The organism is Pseudomonas sp. NPDC089407, assembly GCF_044900445.1.
Classification (GTDB): domain Bacteria; phylum Pseudomonadota; class Gammaproteobacteria; order Pseudomonadales; family Pseudomonadaceae; genus Aquipseudomonas.
This window is the reverse complement of the sequence record NZ_JBJDNB010000003.1, coordinates 145,700-161,468: the sequence shown is the minus strand read 5'-3', so window position 1 is coordinate 161,468 and position 15,769 is coordinate 145,700. Positions and strand designations below refer to the sequence as shown.

Genomic DNA, 15,769 nt, shown 5'->3' with positions numbered 1-15,769 from the left:
AAGCCTATAGCGGGCTCTGTTAAATTGAGCAGAAATTGAACAGCCGTTTCAAGGGCTGTTGCAATGGGCCATACCGGCGCGGCGCAGGGCTGCCAGCAAGTCACGTACCCGCGCCGGCAGTTCGCCTGCGGCGTACACGGCATGCATCTGCGGGTCTTGGCCGCTGCTGGAGGTCAGGCGGTATTGCGGGCATACCCGCACCAGGCGCCCGGCCTCGACCTGTGGGTCGCCGACCCAGGCTGCCAAGCGGGCGATACCGGCCCCGGCCAGGGTGCAGTAGTACACCGCAGCGCCCGAGCCCAGGCGCAGCCCGGGCCTGGGCCGCAGGCTGGTGATCTGCCCGTCGCGGCAGAAGTGCCAGGCTTTGAGGATGCGGGGCGCGGTGTGCAGGATCAGCGTGTGCCCTTCAAGGTCTTCCGGGTGCTGGGGTATGCCCGCCTGTGCCAGGTAGGCCGGGCTGGCATACAGGTAGCGCTGGTAGGGCCACAGCGGGTAGCCGATCAGCTCGCTCGATTGCGGGAAGGCGCCGCGCACCACAAAATCAAGTTTGCCTTGCAGCGGGTCCACCGCTTCGTCGCTGTACTGCACGTCTAGTGTCACCTGGCGGTGGCAACGGGAAAACGCCGTGAGCACGGGCGGCAGTACATGTTCAGCGAGCAGCTGTGGCACGGCAAAACGAATCCAGCCTTGTGCGCTACCGCTGAGTGCGGCCAGTTCATCGGCAGCATCGCGTTGCACATCTAGCAAGCGTTCGGCGTGGGGCAGCAAGCGTTCGCCTGCTTCGGTCAGGGTCACGGCGCTGGCGTTGCGGTTAAGCAGTTTGCTCCCGGTGTTGTCCTCCAGCGTTTGTACCGCGCGGGTTACTGCGCTAGGCGAGCGCCCCAGCGCGCGGGCGGCGGCGACAAAGCTGCGCTTGTGCGCGACGCTGACGAACGCCTGTATTTCCCGCAGCATGTCCAATGCCATTGCCTGTTCCTCGTTGCATTTTTTGCAATATGGCATTTCAACACAGGCGTGCCAGTTTGATTAGCCTTGCAGGCGTCTTCACTGCCTGGAACCGCGTCATGATGGATATTGCTGTACTCTCTGTGTTTGCCTTTGCCGCTGGCCTGATCGACGCCGCCGTTGGGGGAGGCGGCCTGATCCAGATCCCGGCGCTGTTCAACGTGCTGCCCACGGCGCAACCGGCGGCATTGCTTGGCAGCAACAAACTGGCGTCGGTGTGCGGCACGGCCTTTGCGGCGCGTTCGTTCATTCGCAAGGTGACCCTGGATTGGGGCTTGATCGTGCCGGCGGCGCTCAGCGCCTTTGTCATGTCATTTGCCGGCGCCGCCACGGTGTCGCTGGTGCCGCCCAGTGTGATGCGCCCGGCAGTGCTGGTGCTGATCGTGCTGATGGCTGTCTATACCTTCTGCAAGAAGGACTTCGGCACCTTGCACAAGCCTGCGCAAATCGGCCGCAAGGAGCAGTGCCTGGCAGTGCTGATCGGCGGCGCGATCGGCTTTTACGATGGCTTGTTCGGCCCGGGTACCGGCAGCTTCCTCATCTTCCTGTTCATCCGCTTCTTTGCCCTGGACTTCCTGCATGCTTCGGCTTCGGCCAAGGTGGTGAACATTGCCACCAACCTGGCGGCCTTGGTGTTCTTCGTGCCGACCGGCAACGTGCTGTACGCCATTGCCTTGCCCATGGCGGTGTGCAACATCCTCGGGGCACTGACTGGCACCTGGCTGGCGGTACGCAAGGGGGCCGGTTTCGTTCGCGGGCTGTTCCTGGTGCTGTTATGCGTGCTGATCGCCAAGCTGTCGTGGGACTTGCTGGCCAGCTAGCTCATCGCCCGGCGTTGTGGCTCGGCCTGCTCGACGCGGTTGCGACCCTGGGCCTTGGCCCGGTACAGCGCCTGGTCGGCACTCGCCAGCAGTACGTCCAGGCTGGGCGCCGGCATGTCGGCGTCGCAGCCGGCCACGCCGATACTCACGGTAATCTGCAGGCGCTGGTCAGCCTGTACCACATGCAGGTCCTGCACGGCGCGGCGCAGGCGTTCGGCGGTGAACTTGGCCCGCTCCGGTGCCAGGCCGGCGAGGACCACGACAAATTCTTCGCCGCCCAGTCGCGCGAACAGTTCATTGTTGTGCAACTGGTCTTGCAGGGTGCTGGCGAACTGGCGCAATACCTGATCGCCGACCGCGTGGCCATGGGCGTCGTTGATCAATTTGAAATGGTCGATGTCCAGCATCATCAAGGTCAGTGGCAGCGCCTGCGCGTGCTGCTGGCGGCTGTCCAGCAGTGCATTGGCGCGGCGGGTAAAGGCGCTGCGGGTGAGCGCGCCGGTGAGGTGGTCGATGGTGGCCTGGTGCGCCAGGCGGGCCATAAGGCTACGGTTGGCCTGGCTGACGCATGCCACCACCAGTGGCCCTAGCACCAGCATGGCGATGCCCAGGCGGGCCGACATCAGTGTGGTCACCCCGGGTTCGCTTTGCGGCACGATAAAGTGCATGAGGTTTTGTGCCACGGCCACGATCAGGGTGCTGCCGGCGGTGAGTGTCAGCAGCGACACCATGAACGGTGAGTAGGTCCAGGCACACCAGAGCAAGGCGGCAATCGGGAAGGCAATCGCGCCGGGGCCACCGAATGCGATGCTGAGCGCCAGCGAGCCCAGCAGCACCAACAGTGGCGCCAGGCGGACGGGCTGGGCCCCACCGCGTACCAGGGCCCGCACCGAGGGGGCGGTCAGCAGCACCGGCATTACCAGCACGCTGGTCGAAAACTGTTCGCTGAACCAGGCCAGCCAGGTAGCCCCCAGGGACTGTTCGAACCACGGCGCGGCCATGACCGACGCCATGCTGGCCGCTACCATGGCGCCGGCGGCACCGGCCGCGAACACGCTGAGCACGCCGTGTGGGGTGCGCATGCGGCGGTGAATCCGCGGCAAGCGTGACAGCAATTGCCAGAGGGTCACCACCACACCCAGGTTGCACAAGTTGAACCACAGTGCCGGTACCCAGGCGCTGCCGCATAGCAGGTCGGCACCGACCATGGCCAGCCATACCAGGCTGAAGCCGGCCAGCGTGGCCTGGCGAGGGTAACGCAGCAAAATGCCCGCCAGTACCGCATTCACCGGCCAGAACAATGACAACGACTCGATCGGGCGTGCCAGGATGCCGCCAAGGGTGAGGCCGAAGGTCAGGCAAAGCAGGGCAACATAAGGCAACAAGCGCGATTGGGCTGGAAAAACCATGGGCTCGACCGGCAAGCGGAAACGAAATCCAGGACAACGCCTTGAAGCACCTGGGGCAATGGTAAACAGTGTGTTTCGTCAGGGTAGTTGATGTCAATCTGCCGCGATCGGTCGAGATAATGCAAATTTGCCTTTACTGATGGCGAAAGGCACTACAGGCCGAAGAACCATGGCACCATCAAAACTGTCACCAGCATCACCAGCAGCGTGAACGGCACACCCACCTTGACGAAGTCGGCGAAGCGGTATTGTCCCGGCCCCAGTACCAGCGTGTTGACGGGGGATGACACCGGCGTCATGAATGCTGCCGAAGCCGCCAGCGCCACGGTCATGGCGAACGGGTAGGGTGACATGCCCAGTTGCGCTGCTGTACTGACCGCCACGGGCGCCATCAGCACGGCAGTCGCGGTGTTGGAGATGAACAGGCCGATCACTGCCGTTACGGCGAACAGGCAGGCTAGCATGGCAATCGGGCCGGCACCCCCCAGCAGACTGACCAGCCCACCCACTGCCAGGTCGATGCCGCCGGTTTTCTGCAGGGCCTGGGCAAATGGCAGCATGCCGACGATCAGCACCAGGCTTTGCCAGTGGATGGCCCGGTAGGCGCTGTTCATGTCGATGCAACGGCCTGCGCCCATCAGCAGGCAACCGATCAGTGCCGCGATGACATTGGGCACCACGCCGCTGACCATCAGCCCGACCATCACCGCCAGGCTGAGCAGTGCCTGCGGCGCGCGGGTACGGGCTGGGGCCACCTGGTCAATTTCTGCTGGCAGGCTCAGTACCAGAAAGTCCTTGGGTTTGCTTTGCAACAGGCGCACCGCCTTCCACGGGCCGACCACCAGCAGGGTGTCACCCAGGCGCAGTTTTTCTTCCACCAGTTGCTCTTCGATGGCCGCCTGCTCGCGGCGCAGGCCGACCACGTTGAGGTCGTAGCGGGTACGGAACGCCAGTTCGAGGAGGCTCTTGCCGATCAGCTGCGAGCCCGGTGGCAGTGACACCTCGGCCATGCCCAGCTCCTGGGACTGATCGATGAAATAGGCGGCCTTGAAGTGCAGCGGTTCCAGTTGCATGGTCTGGCACAGGTTGCGCAGGTCGTCGCGGTTGGCGAACAGGTCGAGCAGCAGCACATCGCCCTGATGCAGTACGGTGCTGGAGTCGGCCGTGATCACCCGGGTGGTGAACTTGTGCTGGCGCTCGATGCCGATCACGTTGGCGCCGTGACGGGTACGCAGCTCCAGCTCGCCAAGGGTGTGGCCGATCAGGGGGGATTGAGGGCGGATGCGCAGGCGCCGTTCGCGGCCATTGAGCTTGTAGTCGAGCACCAGGTCCAGCAGGGTGCGGCGGCTTTCCACGCGGCCGTCCTTGCGCACTTCGCCGTTGAGCCACTTGCGGGTCAGCAGCATGTAGCCGATGCCCAGTACCAGTACTACCAGGCCGAACGGGGTGAAACTGAAAAAGCTGAAGCCGGCGAGGCCATGGCGTACCAGCTCACTGTGCACCACCACGTTGGGCGGTGTGGCGACCAGGCTGAGCATGCCGCTGATCAGGCCGGCGAAGGCCAATGGCATCATCAGGCGGCTGGGGGACAGTTGCAGGCGCGCGGCGATGCTCAGTACCACCGGGATGAAAATGGCCACCACGCCGGTAGAGCTCATGATCGAACCCAGCCCGGCCACCGACACCATCAATAGCACCAGCAGGCGTGCCTCGCTGTTGCCGGCCCGCTCGCTCATCCATTCCCCGATGCGGTAGGCAATGCCGGTGCGCACCAGGCCCTCGCCGATCACGAACAGGGCGGCGATCAACACCACGTTAGGGTCGCTGAAACCGGCCAGGGCCTGCTCCACGGTGAGGATGCCGAGTAGCGGCAGGGCAAGAATCACCAGCAGCGCGACCACGTCCATGCGTGGGCGGTTGATGACGAACAGCACGACGACAATGGCCAGCAGGCCGAGGACCCAGAGCAGCTCTTGGTTCATGGGGAGGGGGTGTTCCTTCACACAGGGGCACGATAGACAGTAGCAGCCAGTGTGCCAGCTTGTGGTGAAGGGGGTGTTGATGTGCTGCAGGTTTTGCATCGTTGGGCGGCAGCCGGGGCCGTTGTAGGAGCGGCCTTGCGTCGCGATCGGGCTGCGCAGCAGCCCCAGGATTCTGTGCCTCGCCAAAGATCTCTGGGGCTGCTACGCAGCCCGATCGCGACGCAAGGCCGCTCCTACATCGATCGGGCTATGCGCCTTTCAGTTCACGGGATCAGTGACGGTGACGGCGGTGCTTCTTGCTACCGCGGTTGTCGTCGCCCAGGTGGTTGCCCAAGGCACCACCGGCCGCGCCGCCCAGGCCGGCACCTACGGTCGAGCCGGTCTTGCCGCCTACTGCGCCGCCTAGCAGCGAGCCGCCGGCCGAGCCCAGGCCACCGCCGATGGCGGCCTCGGTACGGTTGCCCTTGCGTGCACCGACCGCACTGCCGGCCGCGCCGCCAACGCCAGCACCAATAGCTGCGCCGGTCTTGCCGCCGAGCTGTTGACCAACAACGTTGCCCAGGACACCACCCAGGCCACCGCCAATGGCGGCAGTACCGTCACCGGCGAAAGCGCCCTGGCACAGCAGCAGGCCGAGGGCAAGGGAAGGCAGAGTCAGACGCATGATACGAACCTCAAAGAAATCATCGGGTTAAGGCGCCGCGCAACGGGCGGCGGGTCAGGGCAGAAAAGACGCTTCAGCGGTAGTATCGGTCACCGCGGTATTGACGATCGTCATCATCGTCACGGTCGTGCCGATGGTGGTGGCGATGGTCACGGTCGCGGTCGCGGTTACGCCAGCCATCGTCGTCGTCATGGTAGCGATGGCTATGGCAACCTGCGGTCAGCAGGACAACAGCAACCAGCGTAAGGCTTGCAAGACGGGTCATCAAAAGGTAGGTCCTTGATCCGCATAGGTTTACGGCGCACTACCTGAGACTGGATTCGATCCATTTGGTTTCCTTTCGGGCAAAAAAAACCGCGCGTCTGGTCAGACGGCGCGGTGCCAGGGCTGCGCTAGACGAGTGCGCGCAGCCCGCGGATCAAGGCGGGGTGGTCAGTGCGCCGGCTGAATTGCCAGCACCACGCCATTGGTGACCTGCACCAACACGTAGTGATCACCCATGCGCACCCAGTGGCTTTCTTTCTCAGGCGCGGGCAGGCCTTTGGCCTGCCAGTCCTTGATCGCTTCGTCTTCACGCTTGTACTGGTCCGGGGCCTTGTCGCCTTTCTTCAATTCACGGTTGTGGGTTTCCGGTGCGGTGACGCTTTCTTCAGCAGAAGGCGCTGCGGTCGCAGCCAGCGGTAGGCAGGGCAGGGCAGCGAAAAGCAGATAGTGCAGTTTCATGGCGGTCTCCTAGTGGCGTCATGCTTTAACTGCGACAGTGAAGGGTGCCTGACAATTCACTCGCGATGCTCGCTAGTGCTAGAGTCGCCCTCTTTCAATACCCTGAGGATGGAACATGCGTGCGATTCTGCCGATGGCCGCGGCGCTGATGCTGGTCGGTTGTGCTTCTGCGACCATGGAAAATGCACGCGGCGGCAAGCCGACGGCGCAGCTCGACTCGCAGAAGGCACCCGAGCTGGTGGCCCAGTGCATCCAGTTCAGCTGGCAGGAAGAGAAGGTGTTTGGCGACGACGCCAGTGGCTACCTGGCGCCGCGCAAGCAGGGTGGGTTGACGGTGTATACCCGTGAGGCCGAGTCGTTTGTGGATGTGTACCCGCAGGCGGGTGGCACGCGAGTGGATTATTACGCGCAGAAGAATGACGGCGTGGCGCTGCAGCGCCGGGCGGCGGCTGCTACCTGCCTGTAACTGCATTGTGTTGCCAGTGATGGCCTCATCGCCGGCAAGCCGGCTCCCACAGGCACAACAACCAGACCTACGTCGAAACCGATCAGCGCCTGGCCCACACCGATGGGAGGCGCTGCCGGGGCAGATGGTCAAGGGCGACGACGGTGAGTATCGCCTGCGCGAACAGCCCGCACGCCTGCCCCTGAGCTACACCCTGGTGGCGGTCAAGGCCTGATCAGGACAGGAAGCCGCCGTCGACGTTGAGCGCGGTGCCGGTGGTGTAGCTGGAGGCATCGCTGGCCAGGTACAGCACCGCGCCGGCCATTTCCTTGGGGTCGGCCACGCGCTTGAGCGGAATCTGCTGCAGGGCGGCGTTGAGGATGGCGTCGTTCTTCACCAGTGCCGAGGCGAACTTGGTGTCGGTCAGGCCCGGCAACAGCGCGTTGCAGCGGATACCAAACTGGGCGCATTCCTTGGCGAACACTTTGGTCATGTTGATGACTGCGGCCTTGGTCACCGAATAGATGCCCTGGAACAGCCCGGGTGATACACCGTTGATCGACGCCACATTGATGATGCTGCCGCCACCATGCTCGCGCATCAGCTTGCCGGCCTCCACCGACATGAAAAAGTAACCCCGGATGTTTACGTCGACAGTCTTCTGGAAGGCCCCCGGGTCGGTGTCTAGCACGTTGCAGAACTGCGGGTTGGTGGCGGCATTGTTGACCAGTACGTCCAGGCGTCCGAATTGTTCACGGATGCCGGCGAACACCTGCTGGATCTGCTCCAGCTCACCAATGTGGCAGGCCACCGCCGTGGCTTTGCCGCCGGCCGCGATGATGGCATCTGCCACCTGCTGGCAACCGTCAAGCTTGCGGCTGGAAACGATCACATGGGCGCCTTGTTGCGCCAGCAAATGGGCGATGGCCTCGCCGATGCCACGGCTGGCGCCGGAAACGAAGGCGATCTTGCCGTCGAGGTCGAACAGGTGGGTCTTGGACATGCTGTTTTCCTTGTTATCCGTCGTCGTGGGCAATGCTCAGAGGCTGGACTTGGCAATGACCTGCAGGGTCATCTGCTCCAGCAAGCGGTTCATGTGGATGAACTGGGCGAAGCGCTTGTCCTGAGTCTGGCCGTGGTAATAGCGGTAGTAGATTTGCTGGACGATGCCGGCCAGGCGGAACAGGCCATAGCAATAGTAGTAATCGAAATTGTCCAGGCGAATGCCCGCGCGCTCGGCGTAGTAGTCGACGAACTGACGGCGGCTGAGCATGCCCGGGGCATTGCTCGGCTGGCGGCGCATCAGTTGCACCGGCGCCGGGTCGTCGGCTTCGATCCAGTAGGCCAGGCTGTTGCCCAGGTCCATCAGCGGGTCACCCAAGGTGGCCATTTCCCAGTCCAGTACGCCGATGATGCGCATGGGGTTGTCGGCGTCGAGGATCACGTTGTCGAAGCGGTAGTCGTTATGCACGATGCCGGGCTGCGGGTGGTCAACGGGCATTTTCTCGTGCAGCCAGGCGGTTACCTTCTCCCAGCGCGGTGCGTCCGGGGTCAGGGCCTTTTCATAGCGGCTGGTCCAACCCGCGACCTGGCGCTGCACGTAGCCCTCCGGCTTGCCCAGGTCGGCCAGGCCGCAGGCGTTGTAGTCCACCTGGTGCAGCTCGACCAGGCGATCGATGAAACTTTTGCACAGGGCTTGGGTACGTTCAGCGTCGAGGTTCAGTTCAGCCGGGATGTCCGAGCGCAGGATGATGCCCTTGACCCGCTCCATCACATAGAACTCGCCGCCGATCAGGCTGCTGTCGGTGCAGTGTGCGTAGGCTTTGGGGCAGTAGGGGAAGCCACTGTTCAGCTGGTTGAGAATGCGAAACTCGCGGCCCATGTCGTGGGCCGACTTGGCCTTCTGGCCGAACGGCGGCCGGCGCAGCACGAAGTCGCGGCCCGGGTAGCTGACCAGGTAGGTGAGGTTGGAAGCCCCGCCAGGGAACTGGCTGATGCTCGGCAAACCGTCCAGGCCGGGGATGGTGGCCTTGAGGTAGGGGTCGATGACGGCCGCGTCGAGTTCTTCGCCGGGGCGTACCTGGGTGGACTGATCGGTGAGCGTCATGCGTTTTCCTTATTCTCGATCGCAAGGACTATAGGCTAATCTAATGGCCTGCCGAGGTTGGAACAAGCGTGCCAGGTACCTTATAGGTGAGGGTGTTGCTGTACGATCAACTGGCTTGATAGGGCATGCCAAACAGGCTGTTCGCATCTCGTTGTAGGAGCGGCCTTGTGTCGCGATAGGGCCGCAACGCGGCCCCGGCAATCTTGCATGATGCGCAATTTCCGGGGCCGCTTCGCACCCCGATCGCGACACAAGGCCGCTCCGACAGAGAGTCGGCGCAGGTCTGAAACAGGCAAAAAAAAACCGAAGCCGCTCAGGCTTCGGTTTTTCGAACATCCGGCTTTCCCAGCCCTCAGGACGGGAACAGCTCGCTGAGCTTCATCGACAGCATCATGTCGCCTTCAACGCGCAGCTTGCCGCCCATGAAGGCCTGCATGCCGTCGGTTTCGCCGCTGACGATGCCCTTCAGGGTTTCGCTGTCCATTACCAGGGTGCAGTTCGCATCCGGGTTCTCGCCTTCCTGCAGCTCGCAGGTACCATCCTTGACGATCAGTGCGTACTTCTTGCCTTCGTCGGTGATGTCGAAGCCGAACACCAGGTCCAGGCCGGCGGCAGCGGATGGGTTGAACTTCTCTTGCATCTTTTTGACGGCATCAGCTACGGAGGTCATGGCGCATTCCTTATAGAGTGATTTACACGTCCCCGCAGGGACACAAACTAGCCGGGCTTATCGATAGGTGACAAGCTCCGGCGCCCTCAACAGCTGCACATGGGCTTGGCTGTTGAAGGAAGCCAGTGCCACGTCGCGGCCGCGGAACTTCAGCTGGCTGAGCGACGTGTTGATGATCTGCCAGTTCAGCGCGAACGCCTGACCAGGGGTAATACGGGTAACCAGGTGGAGCAGGGCGGCAATAGTACCGCCCGAGGTGAAAATGGCGACATTATCGCCGCTGCCGGCGGCATCCAGCACGCGCTGCAGGCCACCGTACACGCGGGTAGTAAAGGCCTGCCAGGTTTCCAGGCCGTCATCGGCATGCTCGCCATCGTGCCAGCGCTGCACCATCAGCGCGAACAGGCGCTGGAACTCGCTGCGGTGCTGCACGGGGTTGCGCAGCACCTGCAGCGCATCGGGTTCTTGCGGCAACAGGCCGGGCAACAGGGCACGGATCACGCCGTCGGCATCGAACTCATTGAACGCCGCATCGGTCTCAACAGCCGGCACTGCACTGCCATTGGCCTGCAGTGCCTGTAGCGCCAGGCGCGCGGTATCCTGTTGGCGGCGCAAGTCGCCGGCCACGCAGCGGTCCAGCCGAACACCGAGCTGGGCCAGGTGCTCACCCAGCGCCTGGCTCTGGCGCACACCCACCGGCGAGAGGACGTCGTAGTCATCGGCACCGAAGGAGGCTTGGCCATGTCGGATCAGGTAGAGGTTGCCCACGAAAGGTTCCGGCCTGTTGGAGGTTGCTGCGAGGTTAGGATGCAGCACACGGGCTGTCAACGAAAAAACATACAAGCGTTTGAAAAGGTTGTTTGAAAGATGTTGCCAGCGTTTGCACCGGCTGGCAGCACGCCAGACGCAACGGTATGCTTGCAACAGATACGCGCCGTAGTGGCGCAGGCATTTAAGGAGTCAACGTGGAGTTTCTTGCCGAATACGCAAGCTTTCTCGCCAAAACCGCCACCCTGGTTATCGCCATCCTGGTGGTGCTTTCGGCCATTGCCGGGCTGCGAGGCAAAGGGCGGCGCAAATCGGGTGGGCAATTGCAGGTCACCCGCCTGAACGAGTTCTACAAAGACCTGCGCGAGCGCCTGGAATCCGGCCTGCTCGACAAAGCCCAGCTCAAGGCCCTGCGCAAGCAGCAGGCCAAGACCGAAAAGCAGCAGAAGAAGGGCAAGGGCAAGGCTGAAGAGAAGGGGCGGGTGTTCGTGCTGGACTTCGATGGCGACATCAAGGCCTCGGCTACCGAAAGCCTGCGCAACGAAATCACCGCGCTGCTGACCCTCGCCACCCCGCGTGACGAAGTGGTACTGCGCCTGGAAAGCGGCGGTGGCCTGGTGCACAGCTACGGCTTGGCCGCCTCGCAGCTGGCGCGTATTCGCCAGGCGGGCATTCCGCTAACGGTGTGCATCGACAAGGTGGCGGCCAGCGGTGGTTACATGATGGCCTGTATTGGCGAGAAGATCGTCAGCGCGCCGTTCGCCGTGCTGGGCTCTATCGGCGTGGTGGCCCAGCTACCCAACATCAACCGCTTGCTGAAGAAGCACGATATCGACTTTGAAGTGCTGACCGCCGGCGAATACAAGCGCACCTTGACCGTGTTTGGCGAAAATACCGAGAAGGGCCGGGAGAAGTTCCAGGAAGACCTGGACATCACTCACCAGCTGTTCAAGGACTTCGTCGCGCGCTATCGCCCACAGTTGCACATCGACGAAGTGGCTACCGGTGAAGTCTGGCTAGGTGTAGCGGCGCTCAACCGCAAGCTGGTCGACGAACTGCAGACCAGCGACGAGTACCTGAGCGAGCGTGCGCGCAATGCCAACCTGTTCCACCTGCACTATGCCGAGCGCAAGAGCCTGCAGGAGCGCATCGGCGTAGCCGCCAGTGGCGCGGTAGAGAACACGGTGGTGGGTTTGTGGAGTAAACTCGGTCGCCTGCGCTAACACCTTGAACCCGTTGAAATTTTTTTTCGTTCAGGGGGTTGCAAGGTTAAAAGAATGAAGACATAATGGCGCCCATCGAAACGCAGCAAACTTTGAAAAAGGTTCAGCGTTTCAAGGAGATAGCAAAGCGCAAGCAGCTAGATCCGACCTTTGAGGCCGAGTAGCAAAGTGGTTATGCTCCGGATTGCAAATCCGTCTACGCCGGTTCGATTCCGACCTCGGCCTCCACCATTCGAAAGCCCCGTAGATTAACGTCTGCGGGGTTTTTCTTTTTGGGTCAAAAAATCCAAGTGTTCCAAAACTAATGGCATGGAGTTCCGAAACTTCAGCCTTTCGAGGGCTCGGCGATGGCCCGACGGGGCGGTAAAGCGAGACGCTGATGTTGATGGCTGAGGGGAGGCTGTTTTGATTAACCATAGCGGCTTTTCTGAGGGGGAATCAGGGGTATAGGGCTTGTCGACAATTCCGTCTTCGACACACGATGTCGTACCAAGGCGTACCCGGAGGAACCCTATCTAGTCACATGTGTTCTTTTTTGATGTACTATCCTTGAGTCAGTTGACGTATGTGGCATCCGATGATTGGGTGTCTGCGTAGGAGCAAAACATGTCCAAATCAAAGGCTAAAGTGGTGTCGTTGGCCGCTGAGCGTGAAGCACAAGAAGCCAAAAAGGCTTTTCTTGAGCTCCTGCACGCCGACATCTCCGAAAACCCTGAGCGTATTGAGCCTATTCCAGCATCGTTACTGAATCGCATGGATCGGCTGCGAGCTAAAGCGCAAGCCAATCGTGAGCGTAGCGAGCTGCTTGAAGGGTAAGCAATGCAGTCAGGGACGATCACTGTCATCAATGACTGGGCGCTTTTCGGTCATCCCGTATTCCTGAGCCGTCTAGAGGCTTTGATCGAAGAGATTGAGGACCTGGCTGAAGGTGACCCCGACAGCTTCCACCAGCACCCGCATTACAAACTGTTTGAGAAGGTCGACACTGCCATTAGAGAGCGAGTGCCGACTAATCCAGGCGCTCCTGAATACCTTCAAGGAAACACCCTAGGAAAGGACTGCCGTCACTGGCGAAGAGTCAAAGCCGGACTGCCGAATCGTTATCGACTGTTCTTCCAGTACAGAGGAGATGCTCCTAGAAGCATCATCTACGCCTGGCTGAACGACGAAGCGACCCTTCGCAAGGATGGGGCAAGAACTGACGTTTACGTCGTGTTCAAGGCCATGCTCAAAGCAGGAGAGGTGCCAAATACCTTTGCTGGCCTGTTGAAGGCATCCACGCCTGTTCCTAAACACGGATAGCGCCGCACCCATGAAGCCCAGCCCCGCGCTGGGTTTTTTGTGGCTGGTGCTGATCAGGCGCTACAGATGAGCTTTTCGAGGGCTGGATGACCCTCGACCGTACTTCTCAAGCATGAGGTCGAGAAAATCCCACCCGGCAGCGAGCTGCTCTCTGCGGGATTTGGCAGGCAGATCCTGAAATGCAGAGCTCGCCCTCAGCGAAAAGTCATGATCCGCGCCGAGCTTACTGCGTTTGGGCTTACTGAAATCCATGAGTTCCTAAACTACCCTTCAGGAAGGCATTTACCGCAGACGAACTCATCCGACCCCAGTCGGTGCGACCCATACTCCACGACGTAGCCCGCACCGCGGCGCTCAGCCTCTGCCTTGGCTGTTTTCTGGTCCGCATACACGTCGACCAGGTGCCAGGGATGCCGGTCACGTAGCACGCCCCATCCCAGTACCCAGCCCGCGTTGCCTGGGTCCGGGGGAAGGATTCTGGTCAGGCTGCGAATCGTCATGTCTCTCTCCTGAAAGCAATCGCCACCTACATTCAAAGCCTCGCACACGAAAAGCGCGAGGCTTTTCTTTGAACCCCAAGTCCCGGTGATTGGTCATCATCAGGTAGGAGGGCGTGCTTTTGTACCAGGGCATTTCTTCAAGCAATTCTGAAACTTTTACCAGCTATCGTTAAACGTAAGTGAAGCCCGCCAACGAAGGAGTCAGGGAATGGATTATTCCAGCATGGTTGAATCGTTGGACAAGATTCTTGCAAAGGCGGCTGCCGACCGTGAGCGCAGGGCCGAGCAAACCTGCCGGCTGATGCAGGATGCTGGTGGTCACCGGTGCATACGCACCCACTCGTCTGCGACGTCGCCCATGGTCGACGGCGTGCCGCTCTTGATCCATGCCATGAAGGCGCGGTCGAACTTGAATGCCGCTCCGCAGTCGCTGAGCAGAAACTGACGAACCTTCTGGGTGTTGCGGTAGTGCTTGTCCAGCGGCGTAGCGCGGGTAATGGGGCCTGCGTGCCAGTCGAAGCTCATGTCTGTTCCTTGACGATGGAGAAAGCAAATAACCCGCAGATGTAAAGCTGCGGGCTATTGGGTTGTGCGTAATGAGAGGGCTCCAGGCTATCAACCTTCGAACTGGATCACCATCCGCCCTTTGATCTTGCCCTCCAGCATCTCGTCGAAGATCTGGTTGATATCTTCGATCGGGCGCAGGGTGACTTTGGGCACCACCTTGCCTTCAGCGGCAAACTGGAAAGCCTCCTGCAGGTCTTGACGTGTGCCGACTAGCGAGCCGATCACTTCGATGCCGTCCAGCACCAGGCGCGGAATGTTCAGGTTCATCGCTTCCGATGGCAGGCCGACCGCAACCAGTCGGCCGCCCGCGCGCAGTGCATCTACGGCGGAGTTGAACGCTGCTTTGGCCACGGCAGTTACAACGGCCGCGTGCGCACCACCGGTCTTTTCCTGAATGACCTTGGCAGCGTCTTCAGTGCGCGAGTTGACGACCAGGTCGGCACCCATCTCACTGGCGAAGCGCAGTTGCTCTTCGTTGACGTCAATGGCGATGACTTTGGCGTTGAACACGTTCTTGGCATATTGCAGGGCCAGGTTGCCCAGGCCGCCAAGGCCGTAGATGGCAATCCATTGGCCGGGACGAATGTTGGAGATTTTCACCGCCTTGTAGGTGGTGACACCGGCGCAGGTGACGCTGCTGGCCGCAGCGGAGTCGAGGCCGTCGGGTACCTTGACTGAATAGTCGGCCTTGACGATGCAGGCCTCGGCCATGCCGCCGTCGACGGTGTAGCCGGAGTTTTTCACCTCGCGGCACAGGGTTTCGTTGCCGCTGGTGCAGTATTCGCAATGCCCGCAGCCCTGATAGAACCAGGCAACGCTGGCGCGGTCACCCGGTTTGAGCGAGGTGACGCCGGGGCCGATTTCCTGAACCACGCCGATACCTTCGTGGCCCAGCACGACGCCGGTCTTGTCACCGAAGTCGCCATTTTTCACGTGCAGGTCGGTGTGGCATACGCCACAGCATTGCATCTTCAGCAGCGCTTCGCCGTGTTCGAGGGGGCGCAGGGTTTTCTCTACCACGTCCACGCGACGGCCTGGTGCAACAACAGCAGCTTTCATAAGAGCCTCCGTGTCTATCCGAATGAGCTTGGGTTATCGCCGGGTTAGCATAGACCTTGCCGTGGTGGGGGAAACTGCTTCAGGTCATGGGAGCTTGTGGTTGCTTTTTGCAGGGCTTGTATGGGGAGCGCGGTGGATGGCACCGGCGTAGCCGGTGTTCGCGGCTAAAGCCGCTCCTACAAGGAGCGCGTGAGCCCGCGAAGCAGGCGACGCGGCTAATGCACCTGGCAGAAGTCGGTGGCAAAAGAAAAGCCCGCGGCAAGGATGCGGCGGGCTGCAAGAACGTACGGAGCAGGGTCAGTGTGCCCATGCGTATGTCGGTATTTCGTGAAGCTGAGGTGACCAGGTTGTCATGGGTGGCGCAAGTCCAACTGCCGGATGATGCACGGCCGGAGGCAATGTGAGGGCTTCGAATGCATGTCGTGGGATTTGAGGTGAGGCACAGATCGAGCGCCGCCCGCGCGGCGCTTCGCGGCACAAGGCCGCTCCCACATCTGTTTCGGGCCAATTATTCCTGTGACAGA

At 61.5% G+C, this 15,769-nt stretch carries 18 protein-coding genes, 1 tRNA gene and 1 pseudogene; 7 read left to right on the top strand and 13 right to left on the bottom strand.

The genetic code is table 11. From position 1 onward, the window contains the following. Nucleotides 1-48 precede the first annotated feature (48 nt). Nucleotides 49-966 carry a LysR substrate-binding domain-containing protein gene (locus ACI2KG_RS04010; protein ID WP_404660874.1) on the bottom strand — a complete coding sequence of 306 codons (918 nt, stop codon included), beginning with the start codon at nucleotides 964-966 and terminating at the stop codon, nucleotides 49-51. A 98-nt stretch (nucleotides 967-1,064) separates the two neighbouring features. Here ACI2KG_RS04010 and ACI2KG_RS04005 point away from each other — a divergent pair, with 98 nt between their 5' ends. Continuing rightward, the gene (locus ACI2KG_RS04005) at nucleotides 1,065-1,826 is read left to right on the top strand and encodes a sulfite exporter TauE/SafE family protein (RefSeq protein WP_400622669.1); all 762 of its coding nucleotides are present in this window, start codon (nucleotides 1,065-1,067) and stop codon (nucleotides 1,824-1,826) included. Here ACI2KG_RS04005 and ACI2KG_RS04000 read toward each other — a convergent pair. The 5 genes from ACI2KG_RS04000 to ACI2KG_RS03980 all read right to left on the bottom strand — a co-directional run bounded on the left by ACI2KG_RS04000 (nucleotide 1,823) and on the right by ACI2KG_RS03980 (nucleotide 6,604). After that, entirely contained in the window at nucleotides 1,823-3,250 is a 1,428-nt protein-coding gene (locus tag ACI2KG_RS04000) for a diguanylate cyclase (protein WP_404660873.1), read from the bottom strand. The two genes, ACI2KG_RS04005 and ACI2KG_RS04000, sit on opposite strands and share 4 nt — an antisense overlap. A 137-nt stretch (nucleotides 3,251-3,387) precedes the next feature. Further along, the gene (locus ACI2KG_RS03995; protein WP_404660871.1) at nucleotides 3,388-5,217 is read right to left on the bottom strand and encodes an SLC13 family permease; all 1,830 of its coding nucleotides are present in this window, start codon (nucleotides 5,215-5,217) and stop codon (nucleotides 3,388-3,390) included. Nucleotides 5,218-5,488: 271 nt separating this feature from the next. Further along, a complete protein-coding gene (locus ACI2KG_RS03990; protein ID WP_016498896.1) occupies nucleotides 5,489-5,881 on the bottom strand; it encodes a glycine zipper domain-containing protein in 393 nt (130 codons plus the stop codon). A 73-nt stretch (nucleotides 5,882-5,954) separates the two neighbouring features. Then, nucleotides 5,955-6,146: a hypothetical protein gene (locus ACI2KG_RS03985; protein WP_404660870.1), complete on the bottom strand. Its 192-nt coding sequence runs from the start codon at nucleotides 6,144-6,146 to the stop codon at nucleotides 5,955-5,957. Between the two features lie 167 nt (nucleotides 6,147-6,313). After that, the gene (locus ACI2KG_RS03980) at nucleotides 6,314-6,604 is read right to left on the bottom strand and encodes an RcnB family protein (protein ID WP_400622661.1); all 291 of its coding nucleotides are present in this window, start codon (nucleotides 6,602-6,604) and stop codon (nucleotides 6,314-6,316) included. Between the two features lie 115 nt (nucleotides 6,605-6,719). Between ACI2KG_RS03980 and ACI2KG_RS03975 the strand changes: the two genes are divergently transcribed. Continuing rightward, nucleotides 6,720-7,070, top strand: coding sequence for a hypothetical protein (locus ACI2KG_RS03975; RefSeq protein WP_404660869.1), 351 nt, complete (start codon nucleotides 6,720-6,722; stop codon nucleotides 7,068-7,070). Nucleotides 7,071-7,123: 53 nt separating this feature from the next. Beyond that, nucleotides 7,124-7,284 (top strand): annotated as a pseudogene (locus ACI2KG_RS03970) (SAM-dependent methyltransferase); the annotation flags it as partial. Here the strand turns inward: ACI2KG_RS03970 and ACI2KG_RS03965 are convergent. The 4 genes from ACI2KG_RS03965 to ACI2KG_RS03950 all read right to left on the bottom strand — a co-directional run bounded on the left by ACI2KG_RS03965 (nucleotide 7,285) and on the right by ACI2KG_RS03950 (nucleotide 10,594). Beyond that, on the bottom strand, nucleotides 7,285-8,052 hold the full coding sequence (locus tag ACI2KG_RS03965) for an SDR family oxidoreductase (protein ID WP_400622655.1): 768 nt from the start codon (nucleotides 8,050-8,052) through the stop codon (nucleotides 7,285-7,287). Between the two features lie 36 nt (nucleotides 8,053-8,088). After that, nucleotides 8,089-9,156 carry a phosphotransferase family protein gene (locus ACI2KG_RS03960; protein ID WP_404660867.1) on the bottom strand — a complete coding sequence of 356 codons (1,068 nt, stop codon included), beginning with the start codon at nucleotides 9,154-9,156 and terminating at the stop codon, nucleotides 8,089-8,091. 352 nt (nucleotides 9,157-9,508) lie between these two features. Beyond that, entirely contained in the window at nucleotides 9,509-9,826 is a 318-nt protein-coding gene (locus ACI2KG_RS03955) for an SCP2 sterol-binding domain-containing protein (RefSeq protein ID WP_404660866.1), read from the bottom strand. Between the two features lie 57 nt (nucleotides 9,827-9,883). Further along, on the bottom strand, nucleotides 9,884-10,594 hold the full coding sequence (locus ACI2KG_RS03950; protein WP_404660865.1) for a histidine phosphatase family protein: 711 nt from the start codon (nucleotides 10,592-10,594) through the stop codon (nucleotides 9,884-9,886). Between the two features lie 197 nt (nucleotides 10,595-10,791). Between ACI2KG_RS03950 and sohB the strand changes: the two genes are divergently transcribed. The 4 genes from sohB (at nucleotide 10,792) to ACI2KG_RS03930 (ending at nucleotide 13,119) form a co-directional block, all read left to right on the top strand. After that, entirely contained in the window at nucleotides 10,792-11,817 is a 1,026-nt protein-coding gene (gene sohB, locus ACI2KG_RS03945) for a protease SohB (RefSeq protein WP_404660864.1), read from the top strand. 154 nt (nucleotides 11,818-11,971) lie between these two features. Further along, nucleotides 11,972-12,045: transfer RNA gene (locus ACI2KG_RS03940), tRNA-Cys, on the top strand. A 378-nt stretch (nucleotides 12,046-12,423) separates the two neighbouring features. Further along, on the top strand, nucleotides 12,424-12,633 hold the full coding sequence (locus ACI2KG_RS03935; RefSeq protein WP_404660863.1) for a hypothetical protein: 210 nt from the start codon (nucleotides 12,424-12,426) through the stop codon (nucleotides 12,631-12,633). A gap of 3 nt (nucleotides 12,634-12,636) precedes the next feature. Next, nucleotides 12,637-13,119, top strand: coding sequence for a type II toxin-antitoxin system YhaV family toxin (locus ACI2KG_RS03930; RefSeq protein ID WP_404660862.1), 483 nt, complete (start codon nucleotides 12,637-12,639; stop codon nucleotides 13,117-13,119). Between the two features lie 263 nt (nucleotides 13,120-13,382). Here ACI2KG_RS03930 and ACI2KG_RS03925 read toward each other — a convergent pair whose 3' ends face one another. From ACI2KG_RS03925 to adhP, 3 genes are all read right to left on the bottom strand, one after another. Further along, entirely contained in the window at nucleotides 13,383-13,619 is a 237-nt protein-coding gene (locus tag ACI2KG_RS03925) for a hypothetical protein (protein WP_404660861.1), read from the bottom strand. 318 nt (nucleotides 13,620-13,937) lie between these two features. Then, nucleotides 13,938-14,144, bottom strand: coding sequence for a DUF6434 domain-containing protein (locus ACI2KG_RS03920; protein ID WP_404660860.1), 207 nt, complete (start codon nucleotides 14,142-14,144; stop codon nucleotides 13,938-13,940). Nucleotides 14,145-14,234: 90 nt separating this feature from the next. Beyond that, the gene (gene adhP, locus ACI2KG_RS03915; protein WP_400622632.1) at nucleotides 14,235-15,245 is read right to left on the bottom strand and encodes an alcohol dehydrogenase AdhP; all 1,011 of its coding nucleotides are present in this window, start codon (nucleotides 15,243-15,245) and stop codon (nucleotides 14,235-14,237) included. Nucleotides 15,246-15,769 lie beyond the last annotated feature (524 nt).

Excerpts from the sequence above, each read along its gene's own strand:
- ACI2KG_RS03990 (WP_016498896.1), bottom strand. The coding sequence starts at position 5,881 with ATGCGTCTGACTCTGCCTTCCCTTGCCCTCGGCCTGCTGCTGTGCCAG.
- ACI2KG_RS03935 (WP_404660863.1), top strand. The coding sequence starts at position 12,424 with ATGTCCAAATCAAAGGCTAAAGTGGTGTCGTTGGCCGCTGAGCGTGAA.
- ACI2KG_RS03930 (WP_404660862.1), top strand. The coding sequence starts at position 12,637 with ATGCAGTCAGGGACGATCACTGTCATCAATGACTGGGCGCTTTTCGGT.
- ACI2KG_RS03975 (WP_404660869.1), top strand. The coding sequence starts at position 6,720 with ATGCGTGCGATTCTGCCGATGGCCGCGGCGCTGATGCTGGTCGGTTGT.
- ACI2KG_RS04005 (WP_400622669.1), top strand. The coding sequence starts at position 1,065 with ATGATGGATATTGCTGTACTCTCTGTGTTTGCCTTTGCCGCTGGCCTG.
- ACI2KG_RS03995 (WP_404660871.1), bottom strand. The coding sequence starts at position 5,217 with ATGAACCAAGAGCTGCTCTGGGTCCTCGGCCTGCTGGCCATTGTCGTC.
- ACI2KG_RS04010 (WP_404660874.1), bottom strand. The coding sequence starts at position 966 with ATGGCATTGGACATGCTGCGGGAAATACAGGCGTTCGTCAGCGTCGCG.
- ACI2KG_RS03920 (WP_404660860.1), bottom strand. The coding sequence starts at position 14,144 with ATGAGCTTCGACTGGCACGCAGGCCCCATTACCCGCGCTACGCCGCTG.
- ACI2KG_RS03960 (WP_404660867.1), bottom strand. The coding sequence starts at position 9,156 with ATGACGCTCACCGATCAGTCCACCCAGGTACGCCCCGGCGAAGAACTC.
- ACI2KG_RS03925 (WP_404660861.1), bottom strand. The coding sequence starts at position 13,619 with ATGACGATTCGCAGCCTGACCAGAATCCTTCCCCCGGACCCAGGCAAC.
- ACI2KG_RS03955 (WP_404660866.1), bottom strand. The coding sequence starts at position 9,826 with ATGACCTCCGTAGCTGATGCCGTCAAAAAGATGCAAGAGAAGTTCAAC.
- ACI2KG_RS03985 (WP_404660870.1), bottom strand. The coding sequence starts at position 6,146 with ATGACCCGTCTTGCAAGCCTTACGCTGGTTGCTGTTGTCCTGCTGACC.
- ACI2KG_RS03965 (WP_400622655.1), bottom strand. The coding sequence starts at position 8,052 with ATGTCCAAGACCCACCTGTTCGACCTCGACGGCAAGATCGCCTTCGTT.
- ACI2KG_RS03980 (WP_400622661.1), bottom strand. The coding sequence starts at position 6,604 with ATGAAACTGCACTATCTGCTTTTCGCTGCCCTGCCCTGCCTACCGCTG.
- adhP (WP_400622632.1), bottom strand. The coding sequence starts at position 15,245 with ATGAAAGCTGCTGTTGTTGCACCAGGCCGTCGCGTGGACGTGGTAGAG.